This is a genomic window from Porifericola rhodea (assembly GCF_030506305.1).
Lineage (GTDB): Bacteria > Bacteroidota > Bacteroidia > Cytophagales > Cyclobacteriaceae > Catalinimonas > Catalinimonas rhodea.
This window is the reverse complement of sequence record NZ_CP119421.1, coordinates 4,846,917-4,863,915: the sequence shown is the minus strand read 5'-3', so window position 1 is coordinate 4,863,915 and position 16,999 is coordinate 4,846,917. Positions and strand designations below refer to the sequence as shown.

At 39.8% G+C, this 16,999-nt stretch carries 15 protein-coding genes and 1 tRNA gene; 9 read left to right on the top strand and 7 right to left on the bottom strand.

Annotation, left to right across the window (positions count from 1 at the left end; genetic code table 11):
* The first annotated feature begins 86 nt into the window (after positions 1–86).
* The 5 genes from PZB74_RS19910 (at position 87) to PZB74_RS19890 (ending at position 4,356) form a co-directional block, all read left to right on the top strand.
* The gene (locus PZB74_RS19910; protein WP_302238936.1) at positions 87–1,514 is read left to right on the top strand and encodes a pyridoxal phosphate-dependent decarboxylase family protein; all 1,428 of its coding nucleotides are present in this window, start codon (positions 87–89) and stop codon (positions 1,512–1,514) included.
* A complete protein-coding gene (locus PZB74_RS19905; protein ID WP_302238934.1) occupies positions 1,504–2,211 on the top strand; it encodes a pseudouridine synthase in 708 nt (235 codons plus the stop codon). The genes PZB74_RS19910 and PZB74_RS19905 overlap by 11 nt, the downstream gene beginning before the upstream one ends.
* 5 nt (positions 2,212–2,216) lie before the next feature.
* Positions 2,217–2,564: a translation initiation factor gene (locus tag PZB74_RS19900; RefSeq protein ID WP_302238933.1), complete on the top strand. Its 348-nt coding sequence runs from the start codon at positions 2,217–2,219 to the stop codon at positions 2,562–2,564.
* A gap of 84 nt (positions 2,565–2,648) precedes the next feature.
* Positions 2,649–3,200 (top strand): nitroreductase family protein, encoded by a 552-nt coding sequence (locus tag PZB74_RS19895; protein ID WP_302238932.1) that lies wholly within the window; start codon positions 2,649–2,651, stop codon positions 3,198–3,200.
* A 55-nt stretch (positions 3,201–3,255) separates the two neighbouring features.
* Positions 3,256–4,356, top strand: a complete 1,101-nt coding sequence (locus PZB74_RS19890) for a Gfo/Idh/MocA family protein (protein ID WP_302238931.1) — start codon at positions 3,256–3,258, stop codon at positions 4,354–4,356.
* Positions 4,357–4,436: 80 nt separating this feature from the next.
* Here PZB74_RS19890 and PZB74_RS19885 read toward each other — a convergent pair whose 3' ends face one another.
* Positions 4,437–5,840 (bottom strand): Gfo/Idh/MocA family protein, encoded by a 1,404-nt coding sequence (locus tag PZB74_RS19885; protein ID WP_302238930.1) that lies wholly within the window; start codon positions 5,838–5,840, stop codon positions 4,437–4,439.
* Between the two features lie 192 nt (positions 5,841–6,032).
* Between PZB74_RS19885 and trxA the strand changes: the two genes are divergently transcribed.
* A complete protein-coding gene (gene trxA / locus PZB74_RS19880; protein ID WP_302238929.1) occupies positions 6,033–6,812 on the top strand; it encodes a thioredoxin in 780 nt (259 codons plus the stop codon).
* Between the two features lie 57 nt (positions 6,813–6,869).
* Here trxA and PZB74_RS19875 read toward each other — a convergent pair whose 3' ends face one another.
* The 5 genes from PZB74_RS19875 to PZB74_RS19855 all read right to left on the bottom strand — a co-directional run bounded on the left by PZB74_RS19875 (position 6,870) and on the right by PZB74_RS19855 (position 11,636).
* Positions 6,870–7,574 carry a carbohydrate-binding family 9-like protein gene (locus PZB74_RS19875; RefSeq protein WP_302238928.1) on the bottom strand — a complete coding sequence of 235 codons (705 nt, stop codon included), beginning with the start codon at positions 7,572–7,574 and terminating at the stop codon, positions 6,870–6,872.
* Positions 7,575–8,039: 465 nt separating this feature from the next.
* Positions 8,040–9,275 carry an ATP-dependent Clp protease ATP-binding subunit ClpX gene (gene clpX / locus PZB74_RS19870; RefSeq protein WP_302238927.1) on the bottom strand — a complete coding sequence of 412 codons (1,236 nt, stop codon included), beginning with the start codon at positions 9,273–9,275 and terminating at the stop codon, positions 8,040–8,042.
* Positions 9,276–9,340: 65 nt separating this feature from the next.
* The gene (locus tag PZB74_RS19865; RefSeq protein ID WP_302238926.1) at positions 9,341–10,036 is read right to left on the bottom strand and encodes a ClpP family protease; all 696 of its coding nucleotides are present in this window, start codon (positions 10,034–10,036) and stop codon (positions 9,341–9,343) included.
* Positions 10,037–10,125: 89 nt separating this feature from the next.
* Positions 10,126–11,466 carry a trigger factor gene (gene tig / locus PZB74_RS19860; protein WP_302238925.1) on the bottom strand — a complete coding sequence of 447 codons (1,341 nt, stop codon included), beginning with the start codon at positions 11,464–11,466 and terminating at the stop codon, positions 10,126–10,128.
* 88 nt (positions 11,467–11,554) lie between these two features.
* A tRNA-Leu gene (locus PZB74_RS19855) sits at positions 11,555–11,636 on the bottom strand.
* Positions 11,637–11,830: 194 nt separating this feature from the next.
* Between PZB74_RS19855 and PZB74_RS19850 the strand changes: the two genes are divergently transcribed.
* The 3 genes from PZB74_RS19850 (at position 11,831) to PZB74_RS19840 (ending at position 16,012) form a co-directional block, all read left to right on the top strand.
* Positions 11,831–14,059 carry a RelA/SpoT family protein gene (locus PZB74_RS19850; protein ID WP_302242842.1) on the top strand — a complete coding sequence of 743 codons (2,229 nt, stop codon included), beginning with the start codon at positions 11,831–11,833 and terminating at the stop codon, positions 14,057–14,059.
* A gap of 84 nt (positions 14,060–14,143) precedes the next feature.
* A complete protein-coding gene (locus PZB74_RS19845) occupies positions 14,144–14,644 on the top strand; it encodes a Fur family transcriptional regulator (protein WP_302238923.1) in 501 nt (166 codons plus the stop codon).
* Positions 14,645–14,734: 90 nt separating this feature from the next.
* Positions 14,735–16,012, top strand: coding sequence for an adenylosuccinate synthase (locus tag PZB74_RS19840; RefSeq protein ID WP_302238921.1), 1,278 nt, complete (start codon positions 14,735–14,737; stop codon positions 16,010–16,012).
* Between the two features lie 16 nt (positions 16,013–16,028).
* Here the strand turns inward: PZB74_RS19840 and PZB74_RS19835 are convergent, their stop codons facing one another.
* Positions 16,029–16,958 (bottom strand): PorP/SprF family type IX secretion system membrane protein, encoded by a 930-nt coding sequence (locus PZB74_RS19835; RefSeq protein WP_302238920.1) that lies wholly within the window; start codon positions 16,956–16,958, stop codon positions 16,029–16,031.
* Positions 16,959–16,999: the final 41 nt, after the last annotated feature.

Below are 16,999 nucleotides of genomic sequence, written 5' to 3'. Positions count from 1 at the left end.
TTTGCTTATTTTTTTGTATGCAGCAACTGCACTAACTTGCACCGCTGTACTTTGGCATTCACCTAATTACCTAACCTACAAAGATTATGCTCTCAGCAGAAGAGTTTAGAAAGTATGCGCATCAGATGGTAGACTGGATTGCCGACTACTATCAGGATATTGAAAAGTATCCTGTAAAGTCGCAGGTAGCTCCAGGGGAAATAAAAGCTCAATTGCCAGATTATGCTCCCCAAAAAGGTGAGGATATGCAAGATATATTCGCTGATTTTCAGAAGATTATCATGCCGGGAATGACCCATTGGCAAAGCCCGAATTTCTATGCCTATTTTCCTGCCAATGCCAGCTTTCCCTCCATGCTTGGAGAGATGCTTACCTCTGCTCTGGGTGCGCAGTGTATGATCTGGGAAACTTCGCCAGCTGCTGCTGAACTGGAAGAGCAGGTAATGCAGTGGCTAAGAGATATGCTTGGTCTACCTTCCAGCTTTAGTGGGGTAATACAAGATACCGCTTCCACCGCTACGCTTTGTGCCTTAATTAGTGCTCGAGAAAAAGCGACTAATTTCAGCGTAAATAAGATTGGCTTAAGTCAGCAGAGAAAGATGCGGGTGTATTGTTCTACAGAGACTCACTCCTCGGTAGAGAAAGCCGTTAAGATTATGGGGCTGGGTAAAGAAAATCTGGTAAAAATTTCTGTTGATGAGCAGCAAGCTATTCAGTTAAGTGTACTGGAAAATGCGATAAGTGCCGATATTGATGCAGGCTATTTACCAATCTGTGTGGTAGCTGCACTAGGAACTACCGGCACCCTGGGCTTAGACCCTCTTAATGAACTGGCTGAACTCTGTAAAGCCAGAAATATATGGCTGCATGTAGACGCTGCTTATGCTGGCTCTGCGTTTATCTTAAAAGAGTATCAACATTACCTTAAAGGGGTAGAAGGGGTGGATAGCTTTGTTTTTAACCCACATAAATGGTTAATGACTCATTTTGACTGCTCAGCCTATTTCGTTAAAGATGTAGATACGCTTATCAATAGCTTTGCTATACTACCAGAATACCTAAAGACGGCTACCCGAGGAAAAGTCAATGATTATCGTGATTGGGGTGTACCACTGGGCAGAAGATTTAGAGCACTCAAATTATGGTTCGTCATCAGAAGTTTTGGTAAAGAAGGCCTTCAGAAGCAAATCAGGCACCATATAGAGCTGGCGCATAAGCTGGCCCATCTCATTCGTGAAGATGATGCCTTTGTATTGCAGATAGAACGAATGAACCTTTTGGCTTTCTACTGTCAGTTCTCTGAAAACCAGGAGGTTAATAACCAAAAGAATCAAGAGCTGATGCAGAAATTAAATGCTAGTGGTAAATTATACCTTACGCATACCAAGCTTAAGGGGCAGTTTCTTATTAGAATGGTAATTGGACAAACTCAGGTACAGGAGCATCATGTTGTAGAGTCATGGCGCTTAATAAAGCAAACTGCTGAAGACCTAAAAGTTGGTTATGGAGCTTGAAATCGTATATCAGGATGAGGAATATGTCGCTATTAACAAGCCACATGGACTTTTGGTGCATCGTTCACCTATTGCCAAGGATGCAACAGAGTTTGCCCTGCAATTACTAAGAGATCAGATCAGTCAGAGTGTGTATCCAGTACATCGCTTAGATAGAAAAACCGGGGGCGTACTTTTATTTACTCTTAATGAAAATACACATAAATTAACCCAAAGCCTCTTTGCTAAAAGTGAAACAAAAAAAGAGTACTGGGCTTTGGTGAGAGGATATACAGAAGACTATGTAGAAATTGATTATCCTTTACGCAAAGAAAATGGGACTTTGCAAGAAGCTTTTACATCGTTTAGAACTGTAGACAGGGCAGAGCTGGCCATACCCTTCGGTAGATATAAAACTTCTCGTTACTCTCTTATTAAAGCCTGCCCTACCACAGGGCGTATGCATCAGATTCGTAAACATTTAAGTCATATTCGTCATCCTATTATTGCTGACCGACCGCATGGGTGCAATAAACAAAACAAGTTTTTTAAGCAAAAATGGCAAATGGATACCATGTTGTTGCATGCCTGCCTTTTACAATTTGTACATCCGATAACTAAAAAAGAACTAATTATTAAAGCTGAGATTCAGCCTGAGTTTCAACGCATGTTAGATCTGATGGGGATGAAGCTTAGCCGAATAAATTCTAAAGATTAAATGCTATGTCTAAGAAGAACAGAAAGAATAGAGATGGAGTCGTATATTCTACCAATCAGGATTACGATTACCAGTATAATGATGAACAGGAAGATGAGACACTCCCTCCTGCTGAGCAGGATCTGAGGGTGATGCTGGATAAAAAGGCCAGAGGTGGAAAACAGGTAACCCTGATTACAGGATTTGTCGGTAGTGCTGAAGATCTAAAAGTGTTGGGTAAAATGCTGAAATCTAAATGTGGGGTAGGAGGTTCCGCCAAAGATGGGGAGGTGATGATCCAGGGAGATGTCCGGGACAAAGTTATGGACATTCTGCAAAAAGCAGGATACCGGACTAAGCGTTCGGGAGGATAGTCAACTTAAGCTCTTAACTTTTAAACACTTGTAGTAAATCTACGTAATTGTATATACAAATATTGTATATATAATTTAATAGATATGACTCATTACGATACATCAGCTATAGATCAATTACTGGAAAAGAGATATAGCCCCCGAACTTTCTCAGAAACTGAAATAGATGAAGGCTTGCTATTGCAAATTTTAGGAGCTGCCCGTTTTGCGCCTTCCAGCTTTAATGAGCAACCCTGGCGTTTTATTTATGCTACCAAAAGTCAGTCAGATCATTATAGCAATCTGCTCTCAACCTTGGCTGAAGGGAATAAAGACTGGGCCTCTACGGCACCTGTTCTGGTACTTGCCATAGCCAAAACTAACTTTTCTGCAAATGAAAAGCCTAATCGTCATGCCTGGTACGATACAGGAGCAGCGGTTGCCCATATCACTCTAAAGGCTAGCTCACACGATATATACATCCATCAGATGGCGGGCTTTTCTACCACTAAAGCTAAGGAGCTATTTGCAATACCTGAAGGTTTTGAAGCCGTTGCCATGATAGCGATGGGCTATAATGCCGAAAGTGAACATCAGTCCAAAAAGAAAAAGAAACTTGATGAAATAGCTTTTCGTGGAGCGTGGGGCCTTAAATAGGCTCTTCATCTTTTTTTAGATTGCAGGCATAAGTAAATCAACTATCTTTAGCCGTATGACAAAAAACACAACACTACTCAGCTTTATTCTACTTTTTATAGCCTCTTTCGCTTATTCTCAAAACAATACTAACGGTGTAAAAATTGGCGTTGTAGGCCTGAACCATGATCATGTTCACTGGATATTTCGCTATGTAAAAGATGGCTCGGTCAATATGGTGGGTATAGTAGAGCCTAATCAAGAATTGGCAAAGCGATTTGCAGATCGCTATGGTTTTAGCCTGGATATTGTTTATCCTGATATTGAAAGTATGCTTGATAAGGCCAAGCCAGATGCAGTTACAGCGTTTAATCCTATTAAAGAACACCTGGATGTTGTTGAAGCCTGTGCACCCCGAGGTATAGATGTGATGGTAGAAAAGCCTTTAGCAGCCACGCTTAAAGACGCCAGAAAGATTGAAGCTTTAGCTCGGGAGCATAACATTCATGTACTTACCAATTATGAAACTACCTGGTATGATAGCAACCATAAAGTCTATGATGAGGTACACAAACAAGCTTCTGTAGGAGAGCTTAGAAAAGTAATAGTACGTGATGGCCATGAAGGTCCTAAGGAAATTGGTGTAAGCGAAGAATTTTTAAGCTGGCTTACTGATCCCGACCTAAACGGGGGAGGTGCGTTGATTGATTTTGGTTGTTATGGTGCAAATCTAATGACCTGGCTGATGCAAGGCGAAAAACCTGAGAGTGTTACCGCCATTCTCAAAAGTATCAAACCTAATGTGTACCCTAAAGTTGAAGATGAAGCTACTGTAGTTGTGAATTATCCCAAAATGCAGGGAATTATTCAGGCTTCGTGGAACTGGCCATTCTCTCGTAAGGATATGTCGGTTTATGGTAGCACGGGTTATGTTCATGCACTTAACGCAAATGACATGAAGATCAGGAAAGCAGGGGAAAAAGAGCAGGAACTTAGTGCTTCAGCATCTACATTTTCCTACGAAGACCCTTTTAGTTATTTTACAGATGTGGTTATGGGCAAAGTTCAGGTACAGGCTAATGACCTATCTTCTCTGGAAAACAATATGACAGTGATGGAAATACTTGATGCAGCTAAACGTTCAGCAAAGAGCGGAAAGACGATCTACCTTAAGTAAGGCCTTTACTGTTTAAAGTAAAAGAAAAGCCTTGTCCATAAGTTGGGCAAGGCTTTAGTATTTCAAGACAGCATAATAGACTAGCTTAGAGTCCAGCCATCACGATATTCGCGTTGTAAATAACGGTTTACCTCCTGATTATTTGTAAACTGCATCTTTTCACTATCATAGCGTAGGGTTTCGCCTGGAGCATGCAGTGCTACTACACCTAGCAACATAGTTTCGGTCAATGGAGCTGCATAGTCAAATGGACTACAAGCTTTTTCCTCTCCTTTGATAGCACGTATCCAGTTCATTTCGTGAGCATCACGGCCACCTTTAATACGCTCGTAGGTTTGAGGCGTATCTGCATACTCCTTCATTAATGACTGAGGGTACATCTGAGGATTAGAGCCATAGGTTTCATGCATTAGTATACCTTTTTCACCTACAAAGATAACCCCACCTCCTCTGTCCAACTTCACTTCATCAGGGAGTACAGATGGACGAGCCGGCATTATGCCTCCATCATACCAGAACATATCTACTTCCGGATACATACCACGAGCAGGAAATGTATAATGTACATGTGTAGAAAGAGGATAGGCAACTTTGCTATCATCTTTACCACCCCAAGGTGTAGAAGATGCTTCTACGGTATCTGGATAATCTAGACCTAATGCCCAATAAGGATGGTCAATCAGGTGGGCACCCATATCACCCAACGCACCTACACCATAATCTGTCCAGCCTCTCCAGGCAAATGGATGATAAGCAGGATTATACTCAACGTAAGGAGCTGGTCCGAGGAATACATCCCAATCCAGATTTTTAGGCTTTTTAGATTTACCTTCAGGTCTGTCCATTCCCTGAGGCCAGATAGGGCGGTTGGTCCAAACATGTACTTCACGTACCGGGCCAATAGCACCTGCCTGAATCCACTCATTTACCCGGCGGGCATCGTCACTAGAGTGTCCCTGGTTACCCATTTGAGTTACTACGCCAGTTTCTTTAGCTGTTTTGCGCAGGGCACGAGCTTCGTGAACTGTATAAGTAAGTGGCTTTTGTACGTACACGTGCTTACCCATTTTCATAGCCATATTAGCAGCAGCAGCGTGAACATGATCCGGAGTAGCAACAACTACCGCATCAATGTCCTTTTGGTTTTCTAGCATTTCGCGGAAATCATAGTACCAGGTCGCTTTTTCGTAGGCAGCTCTTAGCTCGCTACGGTTATCACGTGATACTGATTTCTTTACCCAGTCGTGATCACAGTCAGCCAGGGCCACTATGTTTTGACTTGTAAGCCTACTCATATTAGATGCTCCCATACCTCCGGCACCAATAGCGGCGACATTGACAGTATCGCTGGGAGCCGTATAGCCTTTACCACCAATAACATTACGAGGCACAATCATAAAAGAAGCAGCAGACATAGCAGAGCCTTTCAAAAAATCTCTCCTTTGCATAGGTTTACCTTTTTGATTAGGTTGTTTTTTCATCATGCGTTGAGTTTGTAAGAGTGTAATTTTAACTTTCTAGTGCGTCATGAATTTATAATAATTTCTAAGGAATTAGAAACTTATTTATACTTTGGCGTAAAAGAACAAGGCCCTGTTCATAAATAATTAAGTAGTTGTTATCAGCAGTATAACAGGCTGGTAAGCAAAATTTTAAAAATATTTTAGTCCAATACAATGGTGAATTTTGAACAAGAAGTTCTGATGCGAAGTCAGGAGGTGCCAGTAGTGGTTGATTTTTGGGCTCCCTGGTGTGGTCCCTGCCAAACGCTGGGCCCCATTATAGAAGAACTGGCAAAAGAAGCAGCAGGTAAATGGGAGCTGGTAAAAGTCAATTCTGATGAACAGCAGGAAGTATCGGCGCAGTACAAAATTAGAAGTATTCCTGCTGTAAAGATGTTTTATATGGGAGAAGTAAAAGCAGAGTTTACAGGAGCTTTACCCAAGCACCAGATACAGCAGTGGTTGAAAGAGCATTTGCCTGATGAATTTGGTGATCAGCTTTCAGTATATGTAGATATGCTTTTTACGGAGCAGCATGAGAAAGCTGTACAGAACTTAGAGGGATTTTTAGAGCTAAATCCTGAGCATATAGAAGCCCAACTTTGGCTGGCAGCAGCTACAGTGGGTACTCATCCAGAACGTGCAGAAATAAGCTTGCCAGAGTCACATCAATTTCATGCACTATCAGGCTATGTGAAGGATATTGCAGACCTTATGAAGTGTAATGAAAAATCAGGTGAGAAAATGCAATTATATATCGCAAACGCACGGCAGGCTTTAAAAAATTACCAGTACGAGCTATTGATTCAGGAATTAATCTCAGCAACCCTACTGGATAAAAACTACTGTAATGAACTCCCCCGCAGAGCAGCGGTAGCTTTATTTCTAATGTTAGGTACGCAGCATGAGATTACAAAAAAGTACCGAAGACAATTTGATATGGCTCTGTACTAAAATCAGGGTGAGAAAGTAAAGTTACTTTCTCACCTTCAAATGTTGAGTATTTGTAAACTAATCAAAAATAAAAGTTCCAAAGCTTTCGTATTCGTGAAAGTTGCCTTTGGTAGGTTGCCACTGATAGTAATCCGGCTTTCCCTGATCATAATCTATACGATACATATTGGCTCTCCATTTGGTGCCTTTTTGTGGAGGTACATTGCCTAAAGGTTTAAGTAGGGCATAGGGAATAAAAAATTCCGCTACCCAGCCTTCTATCTGGGCCATACTTTCTTTAGCTCCACCCTGTATGGATGTTGCATGTCGGGTTCTGCGCTCTCCTTCATAATGCCAGGGTTTCCAACCGAAAAAGTCACCTTCTCTATTAGGTATAATAATAGGGAGTTCGTAATCCAGAGGAGAGAGTTCATATTCAAAATACAATGGATACTGCTCATCAGTCCAGAGGAAAACTTCTACGACATCTTCCTTATACAGATCAGCAAAGTCTTCGGTTAGCGTAGCATTCAGTTTATTGTCCTTGCAATTGAAGAGAAAATAAATGCCAGTTGCAGAGTAAAGCACCTTGGCTTCAGTGCTTAATTCTGGTCCATCACCATGTTTCATGGGTAGAGGAATCCAGTCTGTTTGTTTCCACTCATTAGCTGAGCCACGGCCATCAATTTCAAAATCTGGAACAGCTTGGATACGAAGGTCTTGACTCATAGATAGAAAAGGAAAAAGAAGAAGGGTTAGTAAATAGCTTAATTTGGTATTCATGATAAAGGCTAAGATAAAAAAAAAGGTAGGCTAAAAGCCACACCTTTTTTTGAAATTAATGAAGAAGCAAACAGTTAATCTTTATTAATGTATTCTCTGCGCATAATAATGCTTAGAGAGGAAGTAATATCTTGGTGAAATAGAAACCTTATGGAAAAGCCTAAAAGATTTGGCCCGCTATAGAGTGGAAATTGCAAACGATTGCACAGCAGGCTGCTGTTATTCAAATGAATAGGCATGGTCTAGGTATAAGGTTGATCGTTGATATTATAATGTAGAAATTTTTTGACAAATAGTAAACATTCAAACTATAAATAATAGCTAATAGCTAATTTTTTGGCATTTTAAGCAGCAAATCAAAGTTAGTCTTTTCAGTTTTTAGTGTATTGTTGAGGGAAAAGAAGGAGAGGGGCAAAAAAAAATCCTGTACTAAAGAGCACAGGATTATTATTAGTTTATATGGATCTAGGCTGCTGAAAGTCGTTTGAATTTAGACTTTTCAAACTTTTCTTCAGCGTAAGAACGGTCAATTGTAAACTCTTTAATTTCTTTTTGTGAAGGAAGCTCAAACATAGCATCTGTAATGATAGCTTCACAGATGGATCTAAGTCCTCTGGCCCCCAACTTAAACTCCATTGCTTTCTCTACAATATAGTCCAGAGCATCTTCTTCAAATACTACCTCAATATTTTCCATCTTAAAGAGCTTTTTATACTGCTTGGTAAGCGCATTTTTAGGCTCTGTAAGGATCATTTTGAGTGTTTCTGTATCCAAAGGATCCAAGTGAGTGATTACTGGAAGACGACCAATCAGTTCGGGTATAAGTCCAAAGTGACGTAAATCCTGAGCAGTGATATACTGTAGCAGGTTTTCTTTGTCTATATGCTGGTCAGAAAAATTAACACTGCTGCCAGAAAAACCCAAAGGTTTGGTATTAAGCCTGTTAGCAATTAGGCGGGAAATACCATCAAAAGCTCCACCACAGATAAAAAGTATATTTTCAGTATTGATAGAGATCATCTTCTGATCAGGGTGCTTTCTTCCACCTTGCGGAGGAACATTAACCTGGGTTCCTTCTAAAAGCTTAAGTAAAGCCTGCTGAACTCCCTCACCACTTACATCGCGTGTAATAGATGGGTTATCTGATTTTCTGGCGATTTTATCAATTTCGTCTATATATACGATGCCTCGTTCTGCAGACTCAACATCATAATCGGCTGCTTGAAGCAGTCTGGTTAAGATGCTTTCAACATCCTCACCTACATAACCAGCTTCAGTTAGCACTGTTGCATCAGCGATACAGAAAGGTACCTGAAGAATACGAGCCAGGTTACGAGCCAGGTAGGTTTTACCCGTACCGGTTTCACCCGCCATAATAATATTAGACTTTTCAATAGCGATTTCTTCTTCGTCCTTCTTTTGCATCAGACGTTTGTAATGGTTGTATACCGCTACTGAAATGACTTTTTTCGCCTCTTCCTGTCCCACCACATACTGATCCAGATATTTTTTTATATCAATAGGCTTCATAAGATTGAATTCGGGAGACTTACTCTTGCTTTTTACTTTGAGTTCTTCGTCCAGAATCTGCTGAGCCTGATTAATACAGTAATTACAGATGTGGGCGTTAATACCTGAAATCATCAGGTCCACATCTTTTTTATTTCTTCCACAAAACGAACAAGTGACTTGTTGTGGCATAATACAAATTATACGTTATAAGATATAAACAAGGTGACAGCTCAGGCTATCACCTTATTGTAAATTTAAGCATTTTCTTTCTTACGTGCATGGTATCCTCTATCAAGCACTTCATCAATAATGCCATATTCTTTTGCTTCTGTAGGACGCATCCAGAAGTCAAGGTCAGAATCTTTCTCTATTTTCTCGTAGCTCTGTCCAGAGTGGTAAGATAGAATCTCGTAAAGGTCTTTACGAAGTTCCTGCATTTGTCTTAGCGTTACCTCCATATCTCTGGATTTACCTTGCATACCCCCGCTAGGCTGGTGAATCATGATACGAGCATGGGGTAGGGCAGAGCGTTTTTTCTCAGCACCACCAGCTAATAGAACTGCACCCATAGAAGCAGCCATACCTGTACAGATCGTAGCTACATCTGGCCCAACATACTGCATGGTGTCATAGATACCAAGGCCGGCATATACAGAGCCTCCGGGGCTGTTTACATAAAGCAGAATATCTTTTTTAGGATCAACTGACTCTAAAAATAGCAATTGTGCAGTGATGATATTAGCAATATTCTCTTCAACCTGCATTCCCAGAAAAATAATTCTATCCATGATCAAACGAGAGAACACATCAATTTCACGGAAATTAGTAGGGCGCTCTTCAATCACAGCACGCGTCATGTTTTCTACATGATGAGCATATTGGTCAAAAGTGTTACCGCTTATATTTTGTCCTTTAACAGCAAATTTTCGGAATTCGTCTTTGTTGATCATACTATAGTTTGTTAATGATGTTTAAAAATAAAAAAGAGTCCTTAATTTAAAGACTCTTTTTTACAACGAAAATTGTATCTGTTAGTTATTTATTGTCTTTTCTCTACCTCTTCCTTAAACTCATCTACCGTAATCTTTTTCTCTTCTAAAGTGGCACTTTCTTTAATGAAATCAAAAATCTTTTCATTACGTGCTTGGTTGAAGACCTGCATGTAGTTGTTACCATTTTCTCCTTGCAGGTAGTTGTCTACAAAAGGGTCAAGGTTATCACCTAACTGACCTAATAAACCAGACTGCCCAAGCTGTTCTTCTATCATCTGACGAGCTTTAGCTTTTACGTCTTCGTGCTCAACTTTAATCTCTTTATCTTCAGATATTTTGTTGACGATCAGGTTCCAGCGCAAATCACGTACATAGTCTTCAAATTCTTTATCTATCTGCTCCTGGGTGATGTTTCCTTCGTTCTTCTCCAGTAGCCAACGCTTAAGAAACTCCTGAGGAACCTCGAAGTTTGTATTGTCTACCAATGTATTACGCAGGTCAAGCATTAAGAGGTTATTAGTCTCTCTATCATAGTTTTCCTGCATAGTCTCTTTTACCTTTTCGCGAAATTCTTCTTCTGACTTAACAGCATCTTTACCAAATACTTTATCAAAAAATTCCTGATTTAGTTCAGCAGGTTTCCTACGAAGTACAGATTCAATGCTTAGGCTAAATTCACCCTTTACTTCAGCTACTTCTTCAGGCTTCTTAGACAGTAAAACAGCTACATCGCTGTCTTCAGGATGCGTCTCGCGGATATCAAAAACAACCTCATCACCTTTTTTTGCACCTACAAATACTTTTGACTGTTTTTCGTCTAATTGCTTTAGGTCAATAGAGGTTTGGTTTTCTAACTCACCCTCTTTCTGAACTACCTTACCATTAACAATGTCATCTTTGGCAACATCTTCCACGTTTTCAGTGTCGTTGAACTGTTCACGCAGATTATCAATGGTTTCATCAATTTCTTTGTCAGTAAGCTCCAGCTTATACTTAGCTACTTTAAGACCATCTGTGATGTTGTACTCAAAGTCATCAACAAAGCCTATGTCGTAGGTAAATTCAAAGTCTTTCTGGTTTTCCCAGTCAATATTTTCTGCATCATCGTAATTAGGTAAGGGCTCACCTACGATGTTGAGGTTCTGGTCTTTAATGTACTTGGGAAGGGACTGAGAAACAAGTTGGTTAATTTCTTCAACCTTAATGCCTTTGCCATACATCTTTTTGATGATAGCCGGAGGAACTTTACCTGGACGGAAACCTTTAAGATTAGCTTTCTTCCGGTACTCCTTTACTTTTTCTTCAATCTGCGGTTGGTAATCTTCCTCCTTTAAACTAATTTTAATAGAGGCTTCTGTGTTTCCTTTTTTGTCAAGTGTGATATCCAAGGCTGAAACATTTAAAAGTAAAAACTAAAAACCCTCAACCTCAGTTTCATTTTTTTATGAATTTCTGAGAAGAGGGTTTTTTAAAATGTGCGGATAGAGGGAGTCGAACCCCCACGCCTTGCGGCGCTAGATCCTAAGTCTAGTGCGTCTACCAATTCCGCCATATCCGCCTTTCGTAAATGAGATTGCAAATATAAGTCAATATTTTATCAAGTCAACCTTTGGGTGAAAATTTTTATTGATTTTTTTATTAGACCAACTATTAGGCTTTTGCTTTATGTTATACCATTGAATACTTTCTTTACATTCATATATTGCCATTTCAATTACTTAAAAAACTTGGTGCTGTATGGCGCAGGATTCTATGCTGGTAGTTAACACCGACGAGGAGAAAAAAGAAATACTAAGAAGATACCGCAGATTGCTAAGGCAGGCAAAGCCCTATCTTAAAGATGGAGATGCCAAGCAGATCAAAAAAGCTTTCAACACATCTATGGAAGCTCACCAGGATATGCGCCGGAAGTCCGGTGAGCCTTATATCTATCACCCATTAGCTGTAGCAGAAATTTGTGTAAATGAGATAGGGTTGGGTACAACCTCAATAATTTGCGCTCTACTGCACGACGTGGTAGAAGATACAGATATTGAGTTGGAAGATATTGAGCACGATTTCGGGAGCAAAGTGGCTCGTATCATAGATGGGCTTACCAAAATCTCGGGTGTATTTGAGTATGGTAGTTCGCAGCAGGCAGAGAATTTTAGAAAAATGCTACTTACCCTTTCGGATGACGTAAGGGTAATTTTGATTAAACTGGCTGACAGATTGCATAATATGCGTACGCTGGACAGCATGCCTAAAAATAAACAGCTTAAAATAGCTTCTGAAACCATTTACCTGTATGCTCCATTGGCACATCGCCTGGGACTATATGCAATTAAGTCGGAGCTAGAGGATCTAAACCTAAAATTTACTCAGGCCGAAAAGTACAGGCAGATTGCAACTGCCATTAGCGCTACCAAAGACGCACGCCGTAAGTTTATAAAGAAGTTTATAGACCCGATACAAAAAGAGCTGAATAAACAAGGCTTTGACTTTGTGATTAAAGGGAGGCCTAAGTCCATATATTCTATCTGGAATAAAATGCAGAAAAAGAATATACCTTTTGATGAGGTTTATGATCTTTTTGCTATCAGGATTATACTGGATGTGCCCCTGGAAGAAGAAAAAGCGGCCTGCTGGAAAATCTATTCTGTTATTACGGATTTTTACAATCCAAACCCGGAACGGCTACGTGACTGGATTAGCACCCCTAAATCTAACGGATACGAATCTTTGCATACAACGGTAATGAGTCCTGGTGGACAGTGGGTAGAGGTGCAGATCCGAACTAAAAGGATGGATGAAATTGCCGAAAAAGGTTATGCTGCCCACTGGAAGTATAAAGATATTCCTAATAGTGCCAACCGACAGTCAGGTTTAGAGGACTGGATAGCCAAAGTCAGAGAAATACTGGAGCAGGCTAAAAGTGAAAACAATGAGTCTGCAGTAGAATTTGTAGATGATTTTCGCTCTAATTTCTTTAACGAAGAGGTATTTGTATTTACACCTAAAGGTGAGCTGAGGACCTTGCCACGTGGTGCCACTGCTCTGGACTTTGCTTTTGATATACATACAGAGATTGGAGCTAAATGCTTAGGAGCTAAGGTAAACCAAAAGCTGGTTCCTATTAATTATATACTTTCAAATGGTGATCAGGTAGAGATTCTCACCTCTAACAAGCAGAGACCCAACCAGGATTGGCTCAGGTTTGCGGTAAGCTCTAAAGCAAAGTCTAAGATCAAAGAAATTCTGAAAGAAGAAAGAAAAATAGCTGCTACGGAGGGTAAAGAGATTATTAAACGCAAACTCAAGCAACTAAAAATAGCCTTTAATAGTGAGAACTTAGAGAAACTAACTAGCTATTTTAAAGTTAAGACCCCTCTTGAGTTATATTTTCAGGTAGGAGAGGGGGTAATTCCAGCCACATCCATCAAGAAATTTAAAGATGAGCTGGAGCAGCAAAGTACCACTTCCAAAGCTAAAATTTCTGATGCTAAGTCATTTACACGTACCGTATCCAAAATAAAAGGCGAGTCTCAGGACTTATTGCTGATTGGTGATGATATGGATATCCTGGATTACAAGCTGGCTAAGTGTTGTAATCCTATACCGGGTGATGATGTATTTGGTTTTGTAACAGTTAATGAAGGCATCAAAATACACCGTACAAATTGTCCTAATGCTCCTGAACTCATGGCTAATTATGGTTATAGGGTAGTTCAGGCGAAGTGGATGCCACGTAAAGAGCTGGCTTACTTATCTGGGCTTAAAGTAATTGGTACCGATCGTTTGGGTTTAATAAATGATATTACCAAGGTAATCTCAGCAGAGCTTAAAGTAAATATGCGTTCCTTATCAATTGATACTGAGGGTGGAATCTTTGAAGGTAACATCATGTTGTATGTGCATGACAGGTCTCATCTGGACACGTTGATCAAGAAACTGGAAAAGGTAAATGGCGTAGTGAAAGTAACCCGTTTTGACTCTGACTGATTTTGATTTTAACAATAATCTGTCTATTTGCCTGTCTTAACGTGTAGAAATTCTATATTTGTAATCTAGGAGCAATTCTAATTTATGGCACTCAACCAAGACATATTTCAAAAAGTTAAAGACACTTTTGTAGATTATCTGGAAGAAAAAAGTTACCGGAAAACACCAGAAAGATTCGCTATTTTGGAGGAAATCTACTCTCGTGATGGCCATTTTGATGTGGAGTCTCTTTACATCAGTATGAAAAACAAAAACTATCGGGTTAGTCGTGCTACTGTGTATAATACGCTTGATATACTGGTAGAGTGCGATCTTGTGAGCAAACATCAGTTTGGAAAAAACCTTGCCCAATACGAGAAGAATTATGGATACAAGCAACATGACCACTTAATTTGTACGGATTGTAATAAAGTAGTTGAGTTCTGTGACCCTCGTATTTACAATATTCAAAAAATGGTAGGCGAACTATTAGATTATCAGGTACAGCATCATTCACTAATTCTTTATGGTAGCTGTAACAAAGATAACTGCGTTAACAAACCTGAAGCAGGTAGTGACATCGCAAATACTGAAAAATCTAGTTAAACATCGCTGTATTTATATTACTTTAGCCTTAACTTTGGTGTTGACAACAATCGTCAACACCTTTTTTAATGTTTCATGAAATAAGATCTAATGAAAGTTGATGTACTGCTTGGACTCCAATGGGGAGATGAAGGAAAAGGTAAAATTGTAGATTATCTGGCGCCCAAATATAAGGTGGTTGCCAGATTTCAAGGTGGGCCAAATGCGGGTCATACGCTTGAGTTTGACAATATTAAGCACGTACTGCACCAAATACCTTCTGGAATTTTTAGACAGGACATAGTAAATATTATTGGAAATGGCGTTGTTTTAGACCCCATCATATTCAAAAAAGAAATTGAAGGGCTCAAACCTTTTAATCTAGACCTAACCAAAAACCTTTTTATCTCTAAAAAGACGCAGATTATACTTCCTTCTCATCGTATGTTGGATGCTGCATTAGAGAAAGCTAAAGGGAAAGATAAAATCGGATCTACTTTAAAGGGAATTGGCCCTGCTTATCAGGATAAAATAGGCCGTCATGGCTTGAGGGTAGGGGATATTCTTTCACCAACTTTTAAGCAGCGCTATGATAAGTTAGTAGAGGAGCACCGCAGAAAGCTATCTTACTTTGATGCAGTTGAAGATATGAGCGAGCAGGAAGCTGAATTCTTTGAAGGAATTGAACTGCTAAAAAAATACAATATTGTTGATAGCGAATATCTAATCAACGAGAAAATTAACGAAAGTACTACAATATTAGCAGAAGGAGCACAAGGCTCATTGCTTGATGTTGATTTTGGTAGCTATCCGTTTGTTACCAGTTCCACGACAATTGCTTCAGGTGCCTGTACTGGCCTGGGTGTTGCACCTAAGAATATTGGCAATGTGCTGGGAATATTTAAAGCCTACTGTACTCGCGTAGGTTCTGGTCCCTTCCCCACCGAACTGGAAGACGAGACTGGTGAGCTTCTTAGAAAAAACGGTAACGAGTTTGGTGCTACTACAGGACGCCCCAGAAGGTGTGGATGGCTGGATTTGCCCGCTCTCAAGTATGCCGTAATGATAAATGGCGTTACTGAGTTGTTTATGATGAAAGCAGATGTACTTAATGACTTTGAAGAGATCAAGATTTGCACTCATTATGAGCTTGAGAATGGGGAAATAAGTAGCCAGTTACCTTATGATATCTGTGACACTAAGCTTACTCCTGTATACAAAACCTTTAAAGGATGGGGGACTTCATTAGATAGTGCCAACAACTTTGACAAGCTTCCTTATGAGCTTATGATATATATTAAATTTATTGAAGACGAGCTAGGAGTGCCAATTAACTTAGTATCTACCGGTCCTAATCGTAATCAAACGGTTATTCGCGATAAACACTAAGTTATTTACTATGCTATTAAAAATAGGCGTGGCATGGGCCTTTACCCAGGCTGCGTCTATATGTTAGCATAAATTCATGAGTACCGTCTGTATAATTTCTGATTTGTGAAAGCGTATGGTCGTAGGCATACCCCATGCTGAGATGCTTATTCAGTAAAAGTTCAAAGAGTAACGTAGCAGCATCTCCACTCCTGTACGAAAGACCAATATTTAAAACTTCCTGTAAAAACACATTCGTATTAAGGTCAACGCCCATAGGCTGGCCTTCCTGTACTCTAATTAGTGCTGAGGGTTTGATTTTAAGCGTAGGAGATACTGTGAAAACATGACCTCCAGTTACAAAATAGTAACGTGCTTCTTTTGCTTCACTGACAAAATCCTCTTTTTTATACACTTTATTATTAATTAGATACGGTATTGAAATTCCCGCATAAGTAGTATTGTTACTAAAAAAAGCGCCAGTACCAAAGTTTGGACTAAAACGAGAAACGCTGCCTGCAAACAAAGCATCATTCTGATCTATTGTTGAAAGCTTACGAAAATCAGAAGCCATATAGTTAAAACCTGCTTGAAGCCCTAAAGACAGGGTGCCAATTCCTATATTCAATTTGTATGCATAACTTCCGTAAATACTATAGTCATCATGCACTCCAATTTTATCTCTTGAAATTAAGAGGCCTAAACCCACGGGCCTATCTTTAAGAGCCGTATGTGCAATAAGTGTATTTGTTTTAGGTGCTCCTTCAACATTTACCCACTGATCTCTGTGAAGAAAGCTAATACTCAGTTGTGGCTGGTTACCAGCGTATGCAGGATTTAATACCAGCCCGTTAAACATGTACTGTGAAAATATGGGCCTTTGTTGCGCTTTAACTTCAAATTGAAAGGAAAGTATTAATCCGATGATCAATATCAGATAGTACTTTTGTATGTAAATTTTCTTCATACTTACATGGTTTGAGGAAAAGGGCAGGGGAGAACCCTGCC